We start from the raw sequence: 19,769 nt of genomic DNA on the forward strand, positions 1-19,769 counted from the left end.
TACTGCACCCGGAAGGGTGTGGGAGAGTAGGACACCGCCGGACAACACCACACAGTGTGGGACCTGAGTTCATACGGGTCTTCTTCTCACCGTCGAGAAGAAGACCACGGACTCGGGTCCCACACTCTTTTTGTGCCCGGATCACCAGCACCGTCGGCATCTGCGCCTCCGAGCGTCTGCAACCTAAGCCCTGCATGCCCATCAGCTAGCGTCGGCATCGGGTCAGTGCGGGCAAGGTATCCTATGAGGCGCACTTATCGTCTCGTCACCGATGAAGGTGCCCACGGCCCATGAGGTAATGCGTGCCGTGGGATAGAGCCCCAGGAACAGGAGCCAATCTCGATGGCCTCAGAGGCATCTCAGGATGGTCGTGCACCACGCCGAGGCGGGCACGAGGATCACCGGCGCGGTCCGAATCAGGGTCGTTCTGCCCGAGCACCTCGTCAGCAGCGTGAGCAGACACGTCCTGCGCGGAACCCCCGTGATCACCGGCGGGCCAATGCTGAGGACCGCGGCCGCTCACCGGAGATCGATCCTGAGGTCACCGGCAAGGAGCTCGACAAGCAGGCCGCCTCTCAGCTGGGCACGTTGACGGAGAACAACAGGACCTGGGTGTCCAAGCACCTGGTCATGGCCGGTCGACTGATCGACATCGACCCTGCCCTGGCGTTGGAGCACGCACTGGCCGCCTCCCGCAGAGGAGGCCGGATCGGCGTGGTCCGGGAGGCCGTGGGACTGACCGCCTACGCGGCCGGAGACTATGCCGAGGCGCTCCGGGAACTGCGGACATACCGGCGCATCACCGGGGACCAGAGTCACCTTCCCGTGCAGGCAGACTGCGAGCGCGGCCTGAACAAACCGCAGAAGGCCCTGGAGATCGCAGAGTCCGGCGAAGCCCAGCAGCTGAGCGGTGCGGCCCGGGCCGAACTGGCCATGGTGGTCTCGGGAGCACATACCGATCTCGGTGACCTCGAGGCGGCAGTCCTCGCCCTGGAGATCCCGGAACTGGACATCAACCGGGCCTTCTCGTTTTCGCCCCGCCTCTTCGCCGCCTATGCCGAGGCACTGGAAGCCCGCGGTCGTGATGACGAGGCGCAGACCTGGCGCGCTCGTGTTCCGGTGGCGGAGAAGGCGCTGGGCATCGGCACCTTCGCCGAACCTGAGATCCTCGACTTCGACGACGAACCCGCTGACCTGCCCACGGTCAAAGATGTCCTGGGCTCCGCGGCGACGAAGGACTCGCGGTGACCCCCTCGAGCCCAGAGCTGATCAGCGGCCATGACGGCGTCCTCTTCGACCTCGACGGTGTCCTCTATACCGGCGCCTACGCTGTGGAGGGGGCGGTCGAGGCGGTGGCCGCACTACGCAGCCGGGGGCTGCGCTGCGGCTTCGTCACCAATAACGCCTCACGCTCAGCGCAGGTCGTTGCAGCGCATCTGCTCGAACTCGGCATAGAAGCCGCGGCCGAGGAGGTCTTCGGCTCCGCCCCCGCCGGTGTCGCCCTGCTCAGCGAACACGTACCCGCGGGGTCCCCGGTGTTGGTGATCGGGTCGGACTACCTGCGTGAGCTCGTCGCCCAGGCCGGCTTCACCGTGGTGCAGTCCTGTGATGAAACTCCCTCGGCGGTCATCCAGGGATTCTCGCCCGAGATCGGCTGGCGGGACCTGGCGGAGGCCTCCTTCGCGGTGAACGACGGTGCCGCCTGGTTCGCGACGAACCTGGACGCGACCCTTCCTCGGGAACGCGGCATCGCACCCGGCAACGGGTCCCTCATCGAGGCGATCACCCGGGCCACCGGCCGTCATCCGCGGGCTGCCGGAAAGCCGGAACCGCTGCTATTCACTCAGGCCGCCGAGGCGCTGGGGCTGGATCGACCGCTGGTCGTCGGCGATCGTCTCGACACAGACATTCTGGGTGGGAACCGGGCCGGTTTCACCACCGCGCTGGTGCTGACCGGTGTCCATACAGGCCAGGACGCCGCTGCCGCCGACGAGACCATGCGCGCGGATTTCATCCTGCGCACACTGGCTGATCTCTTCGGCAGCCGCACAGACAGGGCAGCGCCACCGGTCTCCTCGGCCGCCAGCGTCACCGCCCCGGGGCAGAGGAGCTGACGGTGACCCTGGAGGAACTCGAACACGAGATCGACAAAGCCGAGGCCCTGCAGACACAACTGCAGACACAGCTGCGGACAGAACTCGAGGAAACCGACGAGGCACAGCGGCGATGACAGACCCACGGCAGCGGCTGGACAAAGAGCTCGTCGCCCGTGGTCTGGTCGGCAGTCGCAGCCGGGCCGCTCAGCTGATCGCTGACGGTGAGGTCACACTCGACGGCCGCGTCGTACGTCGTGCCTCCACCGTGGTGGCTGCCGGTCAGGACATCGGCGTGCATACGGCGGCACAGTGGGTCTCCCGGGCCGCCCATAAACTCCTCGGCGCGCTCGAGGCCTGCCCCGAGATCGCACCGGACGGTACGCGATGCCTGGATGCCGGTGCCTCCACCGGGGGGTTCACCCAGGTCCTGCTGGACCGCGGTGCCGCCGAGGTGGTCGCCGTCGACGTCGGCCACGATCAGCTCGCCGAATCTCTGCGTGCAGATCACCGTGTCGAATCCCACGAAGGGCTCAATGTCCGAGACCTCACGCCGGGCTGCCTGGGGGCGCCTTTCGACCTGATCGTCGCGGATCTGTCCTTCATCTCCCTGCGTCTGGTCGTCCCCGCGTTGAGCAGTCAGACTCGCACCGGCACCGACCTGCTGCTGATGGTCAAGCCGCAGTTCGAAGTCGGCCGAGCGCAGATCGGCCGCACCGGGGTGGTCACCGCGCCGGGGCTTCGTGCCGAGGCGGTCGCCGGAGTCGTCGAGGCGGCTGCGGCCCATGGACTGGGCGCCCAGGGCGTGCATCGTTCTGCGCTGCCGGGACAGGACGGAAACCGTGAGTTCTTCCTGCATCTGCGCGCCGGGTCAGTGCAGACCGTTAGGCTGGACACGCTTGACTACGGTGACTGAACAGCAATAGTGACTGAGCGACGGCGGCGAGGCAGACGGCATACCGGTCGATGACCCGATGCTGAGGAGGAGGTGCAGATGACCCGCAGGGTACTGGTCCTGGCGCACACCGGACGGCGTGACGCTGTGGATGCGGCAGTCGCGGTGACCTCGCGCCTGCACCGGGAGGGCCTCACCCCGGTCATGCTGGCCCGCGATGTGGCCTCCCTGACAGAGACGGTGGGGGAATCCTTCGCGCGGCTGCCCGTAGCGGTGGTCGGTGACGAGGTCCAGCTAGACGACTGCGAAGTCGGCATGGTCCTGGGCGGGGACGGCTCCATTCTGCGCGCCGCCGAACTCGTCCGCGGGGCGAACCTGCCGCTGATGGGGGTGAACCTGGGCCACGTCGGGTTCCTGGCCGAATCTGAACGCACCGAGCTCGATGCCTCTGTCCACTGGGTCATCGAACAGGACTACACCGTCGAAGAGCGTATGGCTCTCGACGTCCAGATCTGGCACTCCGGCCAGCATGTCGGATCAACCTGGGCGTTGAACGAGGCCAGTATCGAGAAGCACTCCCGGGAGCGGATGGTCGATCTGGTCATCGAGATCGACGGGCGCCCGGTCTCGGCCTTCGGCTGCGACGGCGTCGTGCTGGCCACCCCCACCGGATCCACCGCCTACGCCTTCTCCGCCGGGGGACCGGTAGTGTGGCCTGAGGTCCAGGCGCTTCTGGTGGTCCCGATCTCAGCGCACGCCCTGTTCTCCCGGCCGCTGGTCGTCGCCCCGGACTCAGTGATGGCGGTGGAAGTGCTGCCCCGCGAGGATGAGAAGGGCATGCTGTGGTGCGACGGTCGCCGTGCGTCAGAACTGCCGGCCGGCTCCCGCATCGAAGTCACCCGCTCGGACCAGCCGGTGCTGCTGGCTCGAGTCCATCAGACACCGTTCTCCGAGCGGCTCGTGGACAAATTCGACCTGCCCACCACCGGGTGGCGCGGCCCGGTGGAGCCGCATAACACGGTCATCCCGCCCACCACCGGCGCGATCCCCGGGGGGCCGGGCAGAGACGTCGGAGGTCAGGGATGATCGACGAGGTCCGCATCAGTGACCTCGGCGTCATCGAGGGCGCCGAGCTGAGCCTGCACCCGGGCTTCAACGTGGTCACCGGGGAGACCGGGGCTGGAAAGACCATGGTGGTCACGGCCCTGGGGCTGCTGCTCGGAGCCCGCGCGGAATCCTCGGCAGTGCGTCGCGGGGCCCCGCGCGCCCAGGTCGATGCTGAGCTGACGGTGCACCGGGACCATCCAGCGGTACAGCTGGCCGAGGAGGCCGGCGCGTGGGTGGAGGAGGCTGCCACCGCTGAAGCTGAGGCCGGGGACGACACGGCCGATTCGCCGGATGAGGTGGCGCTGCTGCTGGGCCGCACCGTCAGCGCCAAGGGACGCAGTCGTGCCGGAGTCAGCGGCCGGGCGGTCCCGGTGTCAGTGCTCGGTGAGGTCGGGTCGGCGTTGGTGACCGTCCACGGGCAGACCGACCAGCTGCGGCTGCGTTCTGCGGGCGCCCAGCGCCGTGCCCTGGACAGCTACGCCGGGGGAGAGTTCACCGCGCTGCTGAGCGCCTACCGCGAGGGATTCCGCCAGTATCGGCAGTTGTGCGAGGAGCTTGAGGAGATCACCACATCCGAGCACCGGCGGCGACTGGAGGCCGAACAGCTGCAGCAGGCGCTGGAGCAGATCGACGAGGTGGACCCACGGCCCGGCGAGGACGAGGAGCTGAAGGCTGAAGCGCGGAAGCTGGAGAACGTCGAAGGCCTGCGTGAGGCAGCCCGCACGGCGGCCACTGCGCTCTCGGGCCCGGATATGGCTGAGGGCTTCGATGAGGCACCGAATGCGGTGACCCTGGTGGAGCAGGCCCGCAGCGCCCTGCAGGCGGTGGCCGAGCAGGACGCCGCACTCGACGACGTTGCGGCGCAGATCGAGTCCGTCTCCGCACTGCTCAACGATGCCGCCGGGCAGCTCGGCGGCTACGCGGCCGGTCTGGACGAGTCCGGCCCTGAACGCCTGGCCGAGGTCCACCGGCGTCGGGCTGATCTGGACCGGCTGACCCGGTTGTACGGCCCCGACGTCGAGGCGGTCGTCACCTGGGCCGAGGAGTCCCGGGCCCGACTGATGACCCTGCAGTCCGATGAAGAGCGCATCGAGTCTCTCGGCACGCAGGTGCGTGAGGCCCAGGAGCGGCTGTGGCAGCAGGCGGCTGAGCTGCGCCGACGTCGTGAGCAGGCCGGTGGGCTGCTCGCCGAAGCGGTCGGTGCCGAGCTGGCCGCACTGTCGATGCCCCACGCGCGGATGGTCGTCGAGGTGACTGAGACGGAAGACTTGGGCCCTGACGGCGCCGATGCGGTCGCGATGCTGCTGGCTCCGCACGCCGGGGCGGAGCCGATGCCGCTGGGCCGCGGGGCCTCCGGCGGTGAGCTCTCCCGGGTGATGCTCGCGATCGAAGTGGTCCTCGCCGCCTACGACTCCGCCGACACGTTCATCTTCGATGAGGTCGACGCCGGTGTGGGCGGCAAGGCCGCCGTGCAGATCGGCCGCCGCCTCGCGATGCTCGCCGAGCATGTCCAGGTCATCGTGGTCACCCACCTGCCTCAGGTCGCCGCCTTCGCGCAGAACCACATCCGGGTGTTCAAATCCTCAGTCTCGGATGACTCCGAGACCGGCGGCTTCACCGCCTCCGACGTCGCCGTGCTCGGCCGGGAGGAACGCATCGACGAACTGGCCCGGATGCTGGCCGGCCAGGAGGACTCCGCCTCGGCCCGCGCCCATGCGAGGGAACTCATCGCTGCTGCCGCACGTCCCTGAGGCCCACAGGGTCAGGGGCTGATAGTCTTGAACTCCGTGGTGCAGAGAAACAATTCCCGGACCCCCAACAGCCCTCAGGTGACCCGCCAGATCTTCGTCACCGGCGGCGTCGTCTCCTCTCTCGGCAAGGGGCTCACCGCTTCCTCGCTGGGTCATCTGCTCAGGTCCCGCGGGCTCTCCGTGGTCATGCAGAAGCTGGACCCCTACCTGAACGTGGATCCGGGGACGATGAACCCCTTCCAGCACGGTGAGGTCTTCGTCACCGAGGACGGTGCAGAGACCGATCTCGACATCGGCCACTACGAGCGCTTCCTCGATGAGAACCTCGACGGGCTGAACAACGTCACCACCGGGCAGATCTACTCCTCCGTGATCGAGCGGGAGCGCCGTGGTGACTACCTCGGTGACACCGTGCAGGTCATCCCGCACATCACCGACGAGATCAAGCGCCGCATGCGCCTGCCCGCCGAGCCCGCTGAGGGGCGTGAGGCACCGGATGTGATCATCACCGAGATCGGCGGCACCGTCGGCGACATCGAATCCCAGCCCTTCCTCGAGGCCGCCCGCCAGGTGCGCCAGGACATCGGCCGGGAGAACGTCTTCTTCCTCCACGTCTCGCTGGTGCCCTATATCGGTCCCAGCCAGGAGCTGAAGACCAAACCCACCCAGCACTCCGTGGCCGCGCTGCGCTCACTGGGCATCCAGCCCGATGCCATCGTGCTGCGTTCGGACCGGGAACTGCCGCTGGAGATCCGCGGGAAGATCTCGTCGATGTGCGATGTCGACGTCGATGCCGTGATCAACTGCGCAGACGCCCCCAGCATCTATGACATCCCGCGGATCCTGCACCGTCAGGCCATCGACGCCTACGTGGTCCAGGCGCTGGATCTGAAGTTCAAAGATGTGGACTGGACCAAGTGGTCGCAGCTGCTCGACGTCGTCCACCACCCGGACGAGGAGGTCGAGGTCGCCCTGGTCGGCAAGTACATCGACCTGCCCGACGCCTACCTCTCGGTGACCGAGGCGCTGCGCGCCGGCGGTTTCGCCCACCGGGCCAAGACCAAGATCCGCTGGGTGGCCTCGGACCTCTGCGCCGATCCGGAGGGCGCAGCCAAGGCGCTGCGCGGAGTCGACGCGATCTGTATCCCCGGCGGTTTCGGCGTCCGCGGCCTGGACGGCAAGATCGGCGCCTGGCGGCACGCCCGCGAGAACGGCATCCCCGCGCTCGGCCTGTGCCTGGGGCTGCAGACGATGGTCATGGAATATGCCCGCAACGTGGTGGGTCTCACCGACGCCAACTCCACCGAGTTCGACCCGCAGACCTCTGAACCGGTGATCGCGACGATGGCCGAGCAGGCCGACATCGTCTCCGGTGAAGGGGACCTCGGCGGCACGATGCGTCTGGGCTCCTACGAGGCGGTGCTGGCTGAAGGCTCCGTGGCCGCGGAAGCCTACGGCACCACGGAGATCACCGAGCGTCACCGGCACCGCTACGAGGTCAACAACGCCTACCGGGACCGGCTCACTGAGGCGGGACTGGTGTTCTCCGGCACCTCGCCCGAGGGCACTCTGGTGGAGTTCGCCGAACTGCCGGCCTCCCAGCACCCCTTCTACATCGCCACCCAGGCTCACCCGGAGCTGAAGTCCCGGCCCACTGATGCCCACCCGTTGTTCGCCGGTCTCATCGGTGCCGGGCTGGCCCGTCGCCGCTGAGGTGCCGTGACCGCCGAGCAAGGCACAGGGGAGAGCACGGGGGAGAGCGCAGAGCCGACGCGCCAGCCTCAGGACCGAGAAGAGGAGCAGCGGGCACGGGCCTACCGGGCACGGCGGCAGCAGGTGCCGCAGACTCCCATCGGGCGGCAGATCACCGAGTACCTGAGTCATCTGCGGATCGAACGGGGTTCTTCTCAGAACACCCTGCGTTCCTATGAGAACGATCTACGCCGCTACGGCGCCCACCTGCTGGACTGCGGGATCACCGACCCGCGGCACATCGAAGAGGGGCACATCTCTGCCTTTCTGCGCAGCCTTTCCACCGGTGAGGACGGTGGTGCGGTGCTCACGGCCCGTTCAGCCGCCCGGGTGCTGGCCTCGGTGCGCGGACTGCATCGTTACTGGGCCGCTGAGGGACGCACTGCCGCGGACCCTGCTGGGCAGGTGAGCGCGCCCAAGCCCCGGCAGTCCCTGCCCAAGGCGTTGTCCGTGGAGCAGACGCAGGCCCTGCTCGATGCGCCGAACCCGGCGACGCCGCTGGGACTGCGGGATCGGGCGCTCCTGGAGTTCCTCTACGCCACCGGGGCACGGGTCACCGAAGTGGTCAGCCTCGACGTCGACGATATCCACGCCCTGACCGCCCCCAGCGAGCCCGGTGACTCGGCTGGCGACGGAGCACCGAGCGGAGACAGATTCGTTGACGGGCTCGTCGTGGTCCGCGTGACGGGTAAGGGAGATAAGCAGCGCCTGGTGCCGGTGGGCTCCTATGCGCAGCGGGCCGTCGGCGACTATCTGACCGCGGGGCGTCCAGCGCTGGCTGACGCCGCCGCGCGCTCATCCTCTGCCGCCCGACGCCGGGGGACACCGGCCCTGTTCCTCAACCGGCTGGGCTCGAGGATGTCTCGGCAGTCGGTGTGGACCACGATCCAGCACCACGCCCAGGCCGCCGGGATCACCGCTGAGGTGTCCCCGCACACGCTGAGGCACTCCTGCGCGACACATATGCTCGAGGGCGGGGCCGGAATCCGCATGGTCCAGGAGATGCTCGGCCACTCCTCGGTGACCACCACGCAGATCTACACGAAGGTCACCGCCGAGGCGCTGCAGGAGAGCTACACGCTGGCCCACCCTCGAGCCAGATGAACCATGCAGACCAGATGAACCGTGCAGACCAGATGAGCCGCGCAGACCAGACGAGTGAGGCGCCCGGTTGGCTACGATGACCACTGTGAGCACCACGTCCCAGGCCTCGACAGCACCGACCCAGGCGCCCGCGTCCTCTCCCGACTGGGTGCGCCGCCCGCCGACCTCCGCCGAGCTCCGCGTCGATGCGCTCATTGCAGGGGCACTGTTCTGCGCGGCGGTGCTCTCCACGGTCTTGTTCCGTGCGGCAGGAGGAACCGTCGTCGGGGATCCCCCCGCACCGTGGGTCGCTGTGCTCTGCCTGGCCGTGACGCTGCTGCCGGTGGCGTGGCGTCGGCGATATCCGGAAGCCGTCACCGCCGTCGCCGGGGCGGCTTTCATCGTCACCACCGAACTCGGCGTCCCCGAGGCCCTGATCCTCAACGTGGGCTTCTTCCTGGCCCTCTACAGCCTCGGTGCCTGGAGTCGTCATCGCCGTGCTGCTCGTGTGGTGCGCTGGGCGGTGCTGGGGGCGATGCTGATCTGGCTGATCGTCGGGTTTCTGCGGATGGATCACCTCCAGGCCGAAGGTTCGGAGGTGGGGTCACTTGCCGTCGGCTCCGCCGAGCTGGCGCTGATGCTCTATACCGTCATGATCAACCTCCTCTATTTCGGTGCCGCCCTGTGGTTCGGCCATCATGCCTGGGTCTCGGCGCGGAACCGTGCACAGATGCAGGAGCAGGCCGAGCAGCTGCGTGCTCAGCAGAATCGTGTCGCGGAGCAGGCGGTGGTCTTGGAGCGGCTGCGCATCGCCCGGGAGCTTCACGACGCCGTCGCTCACCACGTCTCTCTCATGGGTGTCCAGTCAGCGGCAGCCCGAGCCACACTGACCAGCGATCCCGCCACTGCGGAGCGGTCGATGCGGCTGGTGGAGGAGTCCGCCCGCCGCTCCGTCTCCGAACTGCATCAGCTGCTGGGGACATTGCGCCAAGAGGACGCGCCGGATCCTGGGCAGGCAGTGTCGGGGAATGCAGAGCACCGGAATGCGGAGCACCGGAATGCAGAATCGGCCCAGATCTCTGTGGACGAAGCCTCAGCGACGCTCGGCGTCGAGCAGATACCGGCGCTGATCGATGAAGCACGGCAGCACGGGATGACGGTGGACTGGCAGGTGATCGGTAGGGAGCGTGAGCTTGCTCCGTTGACGAGCCTGAATCTCTACCGCATCGTCCAGGAGGCGCTGACCCACGTGCGCAAACATGCCGGACCCGATGCCCACACTGATGTGCGTCTGCGCTACGGCGGATCAGCCGTGGAGGTCGAGATCAGCGACGACGGCGCCGGGCGGCGCGCGAGGAAGACCGCAGAGGGCAACGGCGGCAGGCACGGCATCGCCGGTATGCGGGAGCGCGCCGCCGTCGGCGGAGGCACCGTGCTGGCCAAGCCACGCAGCCCTTACGGTTTCCTGGTGCGCGCTGAGATCCCCTACACCTACGAGTCAGCCGAGCAGAGGAGCACCACCGGTGTCTGACCAGCAGGAACCATCCGAGACCACCACGCGAGTCGTCCTGGTGGACGACCAGCCGCTGATGCGTGACGGCATCGCCACCATCCTCGGAGCTCAGCCGGACATCGAAGTGGTCGGCTCCGCCGGCAACGGGGCTGAGGCACTTGAGGTGGTGGCCCGGCAAAACCCGGATGTGGTGTGCATGGACGTGGAGATGCCGGTGATGGACGGCATCGAGGCCACAGCCCAGATGCTGCAGGCACAGCCGGGACTGCAGGTCATCATGCTCACCACTTTCGACCGTGAGGACTACCTCCTGCGTGCGCTGCAGGCCGGTGCCGGAGGATTCCTGCTGAAGACGAGCTCACCGGAGCAGCTGGCCGCCGGAATCCGCACAGTGGCCTCCGGGGAGGGGCTGCTGGCCCCGGAGATGACACGCTCGCTGATCCGGCACGCCGTGAGCGGCTTCCACGCCGGTGACACCTCCACCGGTCAGGCTGACGACACCGGTCAGGCTGAGGACACCGAGCAGAGCCCGCTCAGCGAGCGGGAGGAAGACGTGCTCATCCGGGTGGCTCAGGGGCTGTCCAACACCGAGATCGCCGAGCAGCTGTTCATCTCGGCGGCGACGGTGAAGACCCATATCTCCCATGTGCTGGCCAAGCTGGATCTGCGCAACCGGGTGCAGGCGGTCGCCTACGCCTACGAGTCTGGGCTGATGGACCGAGGGCTGATGGACCGGGGCTGAGAATCCCCCGAACGGCCGATACCCGGTCCGCAGCGCGCTCCGTAGTCTGAGAACATGCTTGAACTTCGCAATGTCAATCGCTCCTACGGGGACCATCAGGTCCTCCACGACGTCGGATTCACCGCCGGGCGCGGCCGACTCACCGGATTCGTCGGCGGCAACGGCGCCGGCAAGACGACGACGATGCGCATCATCCTCGGAGTGCTGCGGGCAGATTCCGGGACCGTCACCCTCGACGGCCAGACGCTGGACTCCAGCTCCCGGCGCCGCTTCGGCTATATGCCCGAAGAGCGCGGCCTCTACCCGAAGATGTCAGTGCATTCCCAGGTGACGTATCTGGCGCGGCTGCACGGTTTCGACCGGCGCAGCGCCGCGGCCCGCGCCGAGGAGCTGCTGGAACGGCTGGGCCTGTCCCCACGCCGTGACGACCCGCTCGAATCACTGTCCCTGGGCAACCAGCAGCGGGTGCAGATCGCCGCCGCACTGGTCCACGGCCCGGACGTGCTCATCCTCGACGAGCCCTTCTCCGGACTGGACCCGATGGCCGTTGACGTCGTCCTCGACGTCCTCAGCGAACATGCCCGTCAGGGTGCGATCGTGCTGTTCTCGTCTCATCAGCTCGACGTCGTCGAGCGGCTCTGCGATGACATCGTCATCATCGGCGGAGGCCGGATCTTGGCCTCCGGGGAGACCTACGGCCTGCGTGAACGCCACGGCACCCGGCGCTATGAGCTGCTCAGCGGCGCTGACCTCGGGTGGGTGCGCGAGCATCCGGGGGCGCAGGTCGACGAGTTCGATGCCGGGCGTGTGCTCTTCCGCGCGGAGGAGGCCGAGGCCCAGCAGGTCTTGGCTGCAGCGGTCCAGCGCGGTGAGGTGCGCAGATTCAGCCCGCTGCTGCCGACACTGAGCGAGATCTTCAAGGACATGGCGACGACGAGCCAGGAGGCCCAGCGATGAGCACGGTACATCAGGACTACACCGCAGGTCAGCATGACATTGCCCAGCAGGACGGTCCGGCACCGTTGAGCACCGGACGGGCCACGCTGCTGGTCGCCGAGCGGGAGATCACCACGCAGGTGCGTTCGAAGTCCTTCATCGTCAGCCTGATCATCACCGTGCTCGTCATCGTCGGAGGCATCGTTCTAATGAATGTCTTCGGCGGTAATGACGACGTCGAAGATGTCGCCGTGGTCGAGGGTGCGGAGCTCAGCGAAGGCGCTACTGTGGAGTCAGGGCCTTTGGGGACCTCCCTGGAACCTCAGCAGGTCTCCTCGATGGACGAGGCCGAGCAGATGCTCCGCGACGGCGAGGTCACCGCGGTCATCGCGCCGGACGAGTCCAACCCGGTCGGGCTGACGGTGATCGGGTTGGACTCCATGCCCACAGGTGTGGCCCAGGCGCTGGCCGTCGCACCCACGATGGAGACGCTGGAAGACCCTGACACCGACTCCGGGATCGGGTTCCTCGTCGCCGCTGGGTTCGGGATGGTGTTCATGGTGCTGGCGATGGGCTCAGGCGCGATGATCGTGCAGAACACCGTGCAGGAGAAACAGTCCCGCATCGTGGAGATCCTGCTCTCCTCGATCTCCTCGCGGGCACTGCTGGCCGGGAAGGTGCTCGGCAACACCGCGTTGGCTGTGGGGCAGGCGGTGCTCTACGCGACCGCGGCCTCAATCGCGCTGATGATCACCGGACAGCAGACGCTGCTCGACACTCTGACACTGCCGATGCTGTGGTTCGTGCTGTTCTTCCTGCCCGGCTTCATGCTCGTGGCCGCGATGTTCGCCGCCGGTGCCTCGCTGGTCTCCCGCCAGGAGGACATCGGTTCAGTGATGTCGCCGACGATGATGCTGGTGATGGCACCGTATTTCATCGTGATCTTCTTCCTGGAGAACGAGACGGTCATGACCATCTGCTCCTATGTGCCCTTCAGCGCACCGGTGGCGATGCCGGTACGGATGTTCCTGGGGGAGGCACAGTGGTTCGAGCCGGTGCTGGCGCTGCTGCTGGTGCTCGCTGCCGTGGTGGCGATGATGGCGCTGGCGGCGAAGATCTACAGCGGGTCCCTGCTGCATATGGGGCAGCGGATGAAGCTGCGTGCCGCGCTGAGCAGCCGCGACTGACCTGACGGTACAGCCGGGTAGTGCGACGGCGCAGCTGGTAGGCAGCTGGTAGTACGACGCAGAAGGGTCTGGCCCTCACGGGATCCCGTGAGGGCCAGACCCTTCTGCGTTGTCTCAGCCGCCTCTCAATCGAGGGCGTACGGTCTCAGAGGTGGCGCTCGTCGGGGCCGGAATAGGCGCTGACCGGACGGATCAGCGAGTTGTCGGCTCGCTGCTCACGGATGTGCGCGGTCCACCCGGTGATGCGGGAGGCGATGAACAGCGGGGTGAACATCTCGGTGTCGAAGCCCATCAGGTGATATGTCGGACCTGCCGGGTAGTCGAGGTTCGGCAGGATGCCCTTGGCCTCGGACATCGCTGCCTCCAGACCGTCGTAGAGGCCCATCATCTCCTGACGGCCGTAGTGCTCGACCATCGCATCCAGGGCGTCCTTCATCGTCGGCACGCGGGAGTCGCCGTTCTTGTACACCCGGTGCCCGAAGCCCATGACCTTCTTCTTCTTGGCCAGGGCGTCCTCCATCCAGGCCTTGGCCCGGGCGGCGGCATCCTCACGGGACTCGTCGGGATCGATGCCGATCTCCTCGAAGGTGTGCATCACCGCCTCATTGGCGCCACCGTGCAGCGAGCCCTTCAGCGCGCCGATCGCGGCGGTGACCGCTGAGTGCAGATCAGAGAGCGTGGAGGTGACCACGCGGGCGGTGAAGGTCGAAGCGTTGAAGGAGTGCTCTGCGTAGAGCACCATCGAGACGCGGAATGCCTCGACCACCTCGGGGGCGGCCTCTTCGCCGAAGGTCATCCACAGGAAGTTCTGCGAATAGTCGAGGTCATCGCGCGGTTCGATCGGCTCCAGACCGCGACGGCGCCGCTGATCGTAGGCGACGACGGCCGGGAACTTCGCGAACAGCTCCTTGGCCTTGCGCAGCTCGACCTCCGGGGTGGAGACCTCGGACTCGGCGTCGTTGGCGCCGATGACCGAGACCGCGGTGCGCCCGACGTCCATCGGGTGGCAGTCGGTGGGCAGCAGATCGATGGCCGTGCGCACGGCGTCATCCAGGCGGCGGTGGGCGCGCTCGAACTCCACGAACTCGTCGCGCTCGGTCGCGCTGGGCAGCTCACCGTTCCACAGCAGCAGGGCGACCTCTTCGAAGCTCAGGTTCGCGGCGAGCTCCTGGACCGGGTAGCCCCGGTAGAGCAGCGAGTTGGTCTCGGGGTTGACCTTGGAGACGGCGGTGGTGTCGGCGACGACACCGGCCAGTCCCTTACGGATCTCGTCAGTCATGGTCTCTCCTTCAGCTGTCGCTGGTGTGGACGTCGGGGACGTCGAAGTTGAAGATGCCGGTGTCGAAGGAGTTGTATCCCTCATAATCGACCAGCTCGTAGAGCCGTGCCCGGGTCATCATCTCCTCGACGGCGGCCTGCTGGGTGCCGTCGGTGCGGATAGTGTCCAGAGTACGTTCGATCGCTCCCATGGCCGAACGCTGCGAGGTGACCGGGTAGATGATCATCGCGATGCCGGCATCGGCCAGCTGGTCGCGGGTGAACAGCTCGGACTTTCCGAACTCTGTCATATTCGCCAGCACCCGCACATCCACAGCCTCGCAGACCTTCGCAAACTCCTCCACCGAGCGCATCGCCTCCGGGAAGATCGCATCCGCGCCGGAGTCCACCAGGGCCTTGGCCCGGTCGATGGCGGCATCGAGCCCCTCCACCGCACGCAGGTCGGTGCGGGCCATGATCAGGAAGTTCTCGTCCCGGCGCCCGGAGGCCGCGGCGGCGATCCGCTTCGTGGCGGTCTCCACGTCGACCATGTTCTTGCCGTCGAGGTGTCCGCACCGCTTGGGATTGAACTGGTCCTCGATATGGCATCCGGCCAGGCCCGCGTTCTCCAGCTCCTGGACGGTGCGGGCCACGTTCATCGGCTCACCGAACCCGGTGTCAGCGTCGACCAGGGCCGGTAAGTCTGTCACCCGGGCGATCTGCCCGGCGCGTTGGGCCACTTCGGTCAGCGTGGTCAGTCCGACGTCGGGGAGTCCGAGCTCATTGGCCAGCACACCGCCGGAGATGTAGATCCCGTCGAAGCCCTTCTCCTGGATCAGCGGAGCCGAGAGCGGGGTGAAGGTCCCGGGGAACTGGCGTGCCGCCCCCGGGGTGAGCATGGAGCGCAGATCCTGGCGCTTCTGCTCGGCGGTCTTGTGTGAATACAACATCAGAACAGTCCCTTCGGGCCGGCGGCGAGGTCGATGACACCGGCGGCGGCACGGATGTTGAGCTGGTCCAGCTCCCCGGTGCCGAGTTCGGTGACGCGCTCGACGGCGGCGAGGAAGCGGTCGATCTCCGCCTCGTCCACCACGCCCTCGGCCAGGGTGCGGAACTTGTGGACGTACTGCTCGCGGGCGAACGGACGAGCACCCAGCGGGTGGGCGTCGGCGACGGCGATCTCGTCGGTGATGACGGTGCCGTCGGTCAGGGTGATCTCCACGGAGCCGCCGAAGGCCTTCTCCGAGATGTCCAGCGAGTGGTACCGGCGGGTCCACTCCGGGTCCTCCTCAGTGATGACCTTGTGCCACAGGGCCACGGTGTCCTCACGTCCGGCGCGCTCTGGGGCGTAGGAGTCCACGTGGTGCCAGGCGCCGTCCTGCAGTGCGACGGTGAAGATGTAGGGGATGGAGTGATCGAGGGTCTCGCGGGAGGCCGTCGGGTCGTACTTCTGCGGGTCGTTCGCGCCGGAGCCGATGACGTAGTGAGTGTGGTGGGAGGTCTTGATCAGCACCTTCTCCACATTCTGCGGGTCCGTGACCTCGGGGTGCTCGCCGTGCAGCTTGCGGGCCAGGTCGATCCACGCCTGGGCCTGGTACTCGGCGGAGTGCTCCTTGGTGTAGGTGTCGAGGATCGCGCGCTTGGGCTCGCCGGCCTCGGGCAGCGGTACCTCATAGGCGGCCTGAGGGCCGTCGAGCATCCAGGCGATGACGCCGTCCTCGCCTTCGTAGATCGGCACCGGGGAGGTCTGGCCGCGCATGGCACGGTCCACGGCTTCCACGGCCATCTTGCCGGCGAAGGCCGGCGCGTGGGCCTTCCAGGTGGAGATCTCGCCCTTCCGCGACTGGCGGGTGGCGGTGGTGGTGTGCAGCGCCTGGCCGACAGCCTGGAAGATGGTCTCCCGATCCAGGCCGAGCAGGGTCCCGATCCCCGCGGCGGCCGAGGGGCCGAGGTGGGCGACGTGGTCGATCTTGTGCTTGTGCAGGCAGATCGCCTTGACCAGGTTCACCTGGATCTCATAGCCGGTGGCGATGCCGCGCACCAGGTCGGCACCGGTGCGGCCGCTGTGCTGGGCGACGGCCAGGATGGCGGGGATGTTGTCCCCGGGGTGGGAGTAGTCGGCGGCGAGGAAGGTGTCGTGGTAGTCCAGTTCGCGCACGGCCACACCGTTGGCCCAGGCGGCCCACTCCGGCGAGGACTTCTCCTCGATGCCGAAGACGGTGGCGCCGGATCCATGCCGGGTCACCGGGTGGTCCAGCGCCTGAGCGCGGGCGGCGACGATGGGGGCGCGGTTCAGCGAGGCCACGGCGACGGCGGCGTTGTCGATGATCCGGTTGATGATCATGTCGACGACCTCGCCGTCGAGGGCGACCGGATCGACGGCTGTCTCGGCGATCTTCCAGGCGAGCTGATCCTCGCGGGCGATGTTCTCTTCGCTGCGGTGTACGCGGACATCGTGGGTGATCATATGACCAGGGTCCTTTCCTCAAGGGGGTGGGGGTCGTGCGTATAGGTCTTGATGTGGGCGAGGCTGCGGCGCAGATGCATCAGTGTGGCGGCCTCGGCCAGTTCAGGGTCGCCGGCGGCCACGGCTTCGCAGATGGAGCGGTGCTCTTCGGCGGAGGCGCGCAGCCGGTCCGGGTGGTCCCGGGCCAGGCGCCGGATGCGCACCAGGTGGACGCGCAGGGATTTCAGCGCAGTGGAGAGGTACTGGTTGGCCACTGCGGCGTCGAGTGCCTCATCGAGTGCGCGGGTCAGGGAGTAGTAGTCGGAGGAATATGAGGTCTCAGAGGACTCCGCCGCCTCGGCGAACTGCGCGGCCAGAGCGGAGAACACGCTGGGGCAGGCGCGCGCGGCAGCCAGCCGGGCTGCTTGGACTTCCAGCGGGATGCGGACTTCGAAGAGCTGATCGACATCGTCGAGAGAGATGGAGCTGACCACGGTGCCGCGGCCGCCGGCTTGGGCGGCGAGCCCGTCGGCCATCAGGCGGGAGAGCGCCTCACGCAGCGGAGTGCGGGAGACGCCGAGGCGCTCGGACTGCTCGACCTCGCCCAGCACAGTGTCCGGGGTGAGTCGTCCGTCGACGATCTCATCCCGCAGCTGCTGGTAGGCGCGGTCACTGGCTCGCATAGCAGCAGTGTATACAGAAACCTGCCGTATCTGGCTACCCTCGCCGCATTCTCTGGGATGTATTCCAGGTGAACGCGGGGTCATCAGCAAGAAATGTATACACAGCACTTTACTCTGCGTGGCGCAGGTCATACTCTGAGGCCATGCGCAGAGCTGCGGCCGCGCCGTATGCCGCAGATCCCTCAACGGACCAGGAGGTCGACGATGGCCAGCACCCCGATCAGCAGCGCGACCGGTGACGCCCGCGCCCTGCATGCCCGCTCGCTCGAGCAGCCCGAACAGTTCTGGCTTGACGCCGCCGCCGGTGTGACCTGGGAGCAGGCCCCGACCCGTGCCCTGGATGACTCCAGTGCCCCGATCTACCGTTGGTTCCCTGACGGGCAGCTCAACGTCGCCTATAACGCGCTCGACCGGCACGTCGAGGCCGGCCGAGGCGAGCAGCCCGCGCTGATCCACGATTCGGCCACCACAGGGACGCAGACCACCTATACCTACTCCGAGCTGACCGACGAGGTCGCCCGCACCGCCGGGATGCTCGCCGAGCTCGGCGTGGGCAAGGGGGATCGGGTCATCATCTACCTGCCGATGGTTCCGCAGGCGCCGATCGCCATGCTCGCCTGCGCCCGGCTGGGTGCAGTGCACTCGGTGGTCTTCGGCGGGTTCTCCGCCCGTGAGCTGGCCTCGCGCATCGATGACGCCACCCCGGATGTCGTCCTCACCGCCTCGGGCGGCATCGAACCGAAGCGGCGTGTCGAATACCTGCCCACAGTGGCAGAGGCGATCAGCCTGGCGCAGCACCCGATTCGTGACGTCGTCGTCGCCCAGCGCAAAGGCTTCGCGCACAGCCTGGACGAGTACACCGACTCGGAGGCCCAACCTGCCCGCTGGCACGATTGGGAGTCCTCGGTCGCTGCCGCCGCTCCGGCGGCACCGGTGGCCGTGGCCGGGACGGATCCGCTCTACGTGCTCTACACCTCCGGCACCACGGGCCGACCGAAGGGCGTGGTGCGTGACCAGGGCGGCACGGCGGTGGCCCTGACCTGGTCCATGCCGCACGTCTTCGGTGTGGACGCCGGGGAGACCATGTTCACCGCCTCCGACGTCGGCTGGGTAGTCGGCCACTCCTACATCGTCTACGGTCCGCTGCTGGCCGGGGCCACCACCATCCTCTATGAGGGCAAGCCGGTGGGCACTCCCGATGCCGGTGCATTCTGGCGGATCATCGCCGAGCACGGGGTCAAGACCATGTTCACCGCACCGACCGCACTGCGGGCTGTCCGCAAGGCCGACCCTGAGGCCGCATTGCTGGCCGACTACGACATCTCCTGCCTGGAGTACCTCTTCGTGGCCGGAGAGCGGCTGGACCCGGATACTCAGCGGTGGGCGGCCGAGGCGCTGAAGGTGCCGGTGGTCGACAACTGGTGGCAGACCGAGACCGGCTGGCCCATCGCCGCGAACCCGGTCGGCGTGGAGCTTCTGCCGATCAAGGAGGGCTCTGCAAGCCTGCCGACCGTGGGCTACGACGTCGTCGTGCTCGACCCGCTGGGGGAGCGGCTGCCCGAGGGACAGGAGGGCAGCATCGCGATCCGCCTGCCGATGCCTCCGGGCACCATGGCCACGCTGTGGGGGGATGACCAGCGGTTCGTCGACTCCTACCTCTCCACGTTCGAGGGGTACTACACCACCGGTGACTCCGGCTATGTGGACGAGGACGGCTACCTCTACGTGATGGGCCGCACTGACGACGTCATCAACGTCTCCGGCCATCGCCTCTCCACCGGGGAGATGGAGGCCGCCGTAGCCACGCATCCTGCGGTGGCGGAATGCGCGGTGATCGGGCTGGCTGATGAGCTCAAGGGTCAGCGGCCTTCCGGGTACGTGGTGCTGAAGTCCGGTCAGGAGATCGGGGAGGATGATCTGCGTGCGGAGCTGACCTCCCTGGTGCGTTCGACCATCGGTCCGGTCGCTGATTTCAAGGACGTGGCGGTGGTCTCTGCGCTGCCGAAGACCCGCTCCGGGAAGATCCTGCGCAAGACCATGCGGCAGATCGCTGACGGTGACGAGTACAAGGTGCCCTCCACGATTGAGGACGCCGGTGTGCTCGATGAGCTGATCCCGGTGCTGCGCCGTGAAGGGTGAGTCCGCTTCAGCTATGGATGTGGTTCGGACTGCATCTATAGCTCAGCCCGAACCACATCCATAGCCGAAGCGTGGGGACCGGACGGTCAACCAGGGTTCGACCTCCGCCTGATGGTCAGGGTTGGCAACTCGCCACCAGCCGGTAGTCTGGGCGGGCCGCGCCAGCGTGGTGCACCTGTGGTGTG

16 protein-coding genes are annotated in these 19,769 nt (G+C 67.5%); 12 read left to right on the forward strand and 4 right to left on the reverse strand.

The genetic code is table 11. The annotated features are described in order from the left end of the window. Positions 1–342 precede the first annotated feature (342 nt). The 11 genes from RIL96_RS11865 (at position 343) to RIL96_RS11915 (ending at position 13,059) form a co-directional block, all read left to right on the forward strand. Entirely contained in the window at positions 343–1,248 is a 906-nt protein-coding gene (locus RIL96_RS11865; RefSeq protein WP_310549236.1) for a hypothetical protein, read from the forward strand. Then, a complete protein-coding gene (locus tag RIL96_RS11870; RefSeq protein WP_310549237.1) occupies positions 1,245–2,114 on the forward strand; it encodes an HAD-IIA family hydrolase in 870 nt (289 codons plus the stop codon). The genes RIL96_RS11865 and RIL96_RS11870 overlap by 4 nt, the downstream gene beginning before the upstream one ends. 112 nt (positions 2,115–2,226) lie before the next feature. Further along, positions 2,227–3,009: a TlyA family RNA methyltransferase gene (locus tag RIL96_RS11875; RefSeq protein ID WP_310549238.1), complete on the forward strand. Its 783-nt coding sequence runs from the start codon at positions 2,227–2,229 to the stop codon at positions 3,007–3,009. Positions 3,010–3,087: 78 nt separating this feature from the next. Further along, a complete protein-coding gene (locus RIL96_RS11880; protein ID WP_310549239.1) occupies positions 3,088–4,074 on the forward strand; it encodes an NAD kinase in 987 nt (328 codons plus the stop codon). Further along, complete coding sequence (recN, locus tag RIL96_RS11885; RefSeq protein WP_310549240.1) at positions 4,071–5,846, forward strand: DNA repair protein RecN; 1,776 nt, start codon at positions 4,071–4,073, stop codon at positions 5,844–5,846. The genes RIL96_RS11880 and recN overlap by 4 nt, the downstream gene beginning before the upstream one ends. Positions 5,847–5,864: 18 nt before the next feature. Next, entirely contained in the window at positions 5,865–7,559 is a 1,695-nt protein-coding gene (gene pyrG, locus RIL96_RS11890; protein WP_310549269.1) for a CTP synthase, read from the forward strand. A gap of 6 nt (positions 7,560–7,565) precedes the next feature. After that, on the forward strand, positions 7,566–8,702 hold the full coding sequence (locus tag RIL96_RS11895; protein WP_310549241.1) for a site-specific tyrosine recombinase XerD: 1,137 nt from the start codon (positions 7,566–7,568) through the stop codon (positions 8,700–8,702). Positions 8,703–8,787: 85 nt separating this feature from the next. Further along, on the forward strand, positions 8,788–10,212 hold the full coding sequence (locus tag RIL96_RS13410; RefSeq protein WP_310549242.1) for a sensor histidine kinase: 1,425 nt from the start codon (positions 8,788–8,790) through the stop codon (positions 10,210–10,212). Further along, positions 10,205–10,936, forward strand: coding sequence for a response regulator (locus tag RIL96_RS11905; protein WP_310549243.1), 732 nt, complete (start codon positions 10,205–10,207; stop codon positions 10,934–10,936). Before RIL96_RS13410 ends, RIL96_RS11905 begins: the two co-directional genes overlap by 8 nt. 54 nt (positions 10,937–10,990) lie before the next feature. After that, positions 10,991–11,893 (forward strand): ABC transporter ATP-binding protein, encoded by a 903-nt coding sequence (locus tag RIL96_RS11910; protein WP_310549244.1) that lies wholly within the window; start codon positions 10,991–10,993, stop codon positions 11,891–11,893. After that, a complete protein-coding gene (locus RIL96_RS11915) occupies positions 11,890–13,059 on the forward strand; it encodes an ABC transporter permease (protein WP_310549245.1) in 1,170 nt (389 codons plus the stop codon). Before RIL96_RS11910 ends, RIL96_RS11915 begins: the two co-directional genes overlap by 4 nt. A 145-nt stretch (positions 13,060–13,204) precedes the next feature. Here RIL96_RS11915 and RIL96_RS11920 read toward each other — a convergent pair whose 3' ends face one another. Genes RIL96_RS11920 through RIL96_RS11935 form a run of 4 tightly spaced genes read right to left on the reverse strand, consistent with a single transcriptional unit; the run spans position 13,205 to position 17,445 of the window. Further along, positions 13,205–14,338 (reverse strand): bifunctional 2-methylcitrate synthase/citrate synthase, encoded by a 1,134-nt coding sequence (locus RIL96_RS11920; protein ID WP_310549246.1) that lies wholly within the window; start codon positions 14,336–14,338, stop codon positions 13,205–13,207. Positions 14,339–14,348: 10 nt separating this feature from the next. Continuing rightward, complete coding sequence (prpB, locus tag RIL96_RS11925) at positions 14,349–15,266, reverse strand: methylisocitrate lyase (RefSeq protein WP_310549247.1); 918 nt, start codon at positions 15,264–15,266, stop codon at positions 14,349–14,351. Further along, the gene (locus RIL96_RS11930) at positions 15,266–16,783 is read right to left on the reverse strand and encodes an MmgE/PrpD family protein (RefSeq protein ID WP_310549248.1); all 1,518 of its coding nucleotides are present in this window, start codon (positions 16,781–16,783) and stop codon (positions 15,266–15,268) included. The genes prpB and RIL96_RS11930 overlap by 1 nt, the downstream gene beginning before the upstream one ends. Continuing rightward, positions 16,780–17,445: a GntR family transcriptional regulator gene (locus RIL96_RS11935; protein ID WP_310549249.1), complete on the reverse strand. Its 666-nt coding sequence runs from the start codon at positions 17,443–17,445 to the stop codon at positions 16,780–16,782. The genes RIL96_RS11930 and RIL96_RS11935 overlap by 4 nt, the downstream gene beginning before the upstream one ends. A 204-nt stretch (positions 17,446–17,649) precedes the next feature. Between RIL96_RS11935 and RIL96_RS11940 the strand changes: the two genes are divergently transcribed. Beyond that, on the forward strand, positions 17,650–19,584 hold the full coding sequence (locus RIL96_RS11940) for an AMP-binding protein (protein ID WP_310549250.1): 1,935 nt from the start codon (positions 17,650–17,652) through the stop codon (positions 19,582–19,584). The last annotated feature ends 185 nt before the right edge of the window (positions 19,585–19,769 follow it).

This window comes from Nesterenkonia aerolata (assembly GCF_031470965.1).
GTDB classification, from domain to species: domain Bacteria; phylum Actinomycetota; class Actinomycetes; order Actinomycetales; family Micrococcaceae; genus Nesterenkonia; species Nesterenkonia aerolata.

Coding starts and splice junctions, on each gene's coding strand:
- RIL96_RS11920 (WP_310549246.1), bottom strand. CDS start 14,338: ATGACTGACGAGATCCGTAAGGGACTGGCCGGTGTCGTCGCCGACACC.
- RIL96_RS11875 (WP_310549238.1), top strand. CDS start 2,227: ATGACAGACCCACGGCAGCGGCTGGACAAAGAGCTCGTCGCCCGTGGT.
- RIL96_RS11930 (WP_310549248.1), bottom strand. CDS start 16,783: ATGATCACCCACGATGTCCGCGTACACCGCAGCGAAGAGAACATCGCC.
- RIL96_RS11880 (WP_310549239.1), top strand. CDS start 3,088: ATGACCCGCAGGGTACTGGTCCTGGCGCACACCGGACGGCGTGACGCT.
- RIL96_RS11915 (WP_310549245.1), top strand. CDS start 11,890: ATGAGCACGGTACATCAGGACTACACCGCAGGTCAGCATGACATTGCC.
- RIL96_RS11940 (WP_310549250.1), top strand. CDS start 17,650: ATGGCCAGCACCCCGATCAGCAGCGCGACCGGTGACGCCCGCGCCCTG.
- RIL96_RS11910 (WP_310549244.1), top strand. CDS start 10,991: ATGCTTGAACTTCGCAATGTCAATCGCTCCTACGGGGACCATCAGGTC.
- RIL96_RS11935 (WP_310549249.1), bottom strand. CDS start 17,445: ATGCGAGCCAGTGACCGCGCCTACCAGCAGCTGCGGGATGAGATCGTC.
- recN (WP_310549240.1), top strand. CDS start 4,071: ATGATCGACGAGGTCCGCATCAGTGACCTCGGCGTCATCGAGGGCGCC.
- prpB (WP_310549247.1), bottom strand. CDS start 15,266: ATGTTGTATTCACACAAGACCGCCGAGCAGAAGCGCCAGGATCTGCGC.
- RIL96_RS11865 (WP_310549236.1), top strand. CDS start 343: ATGGCCTCAGAGGCATCTCAGGATGGTCGTGCACCACGCCGAGGCGGG.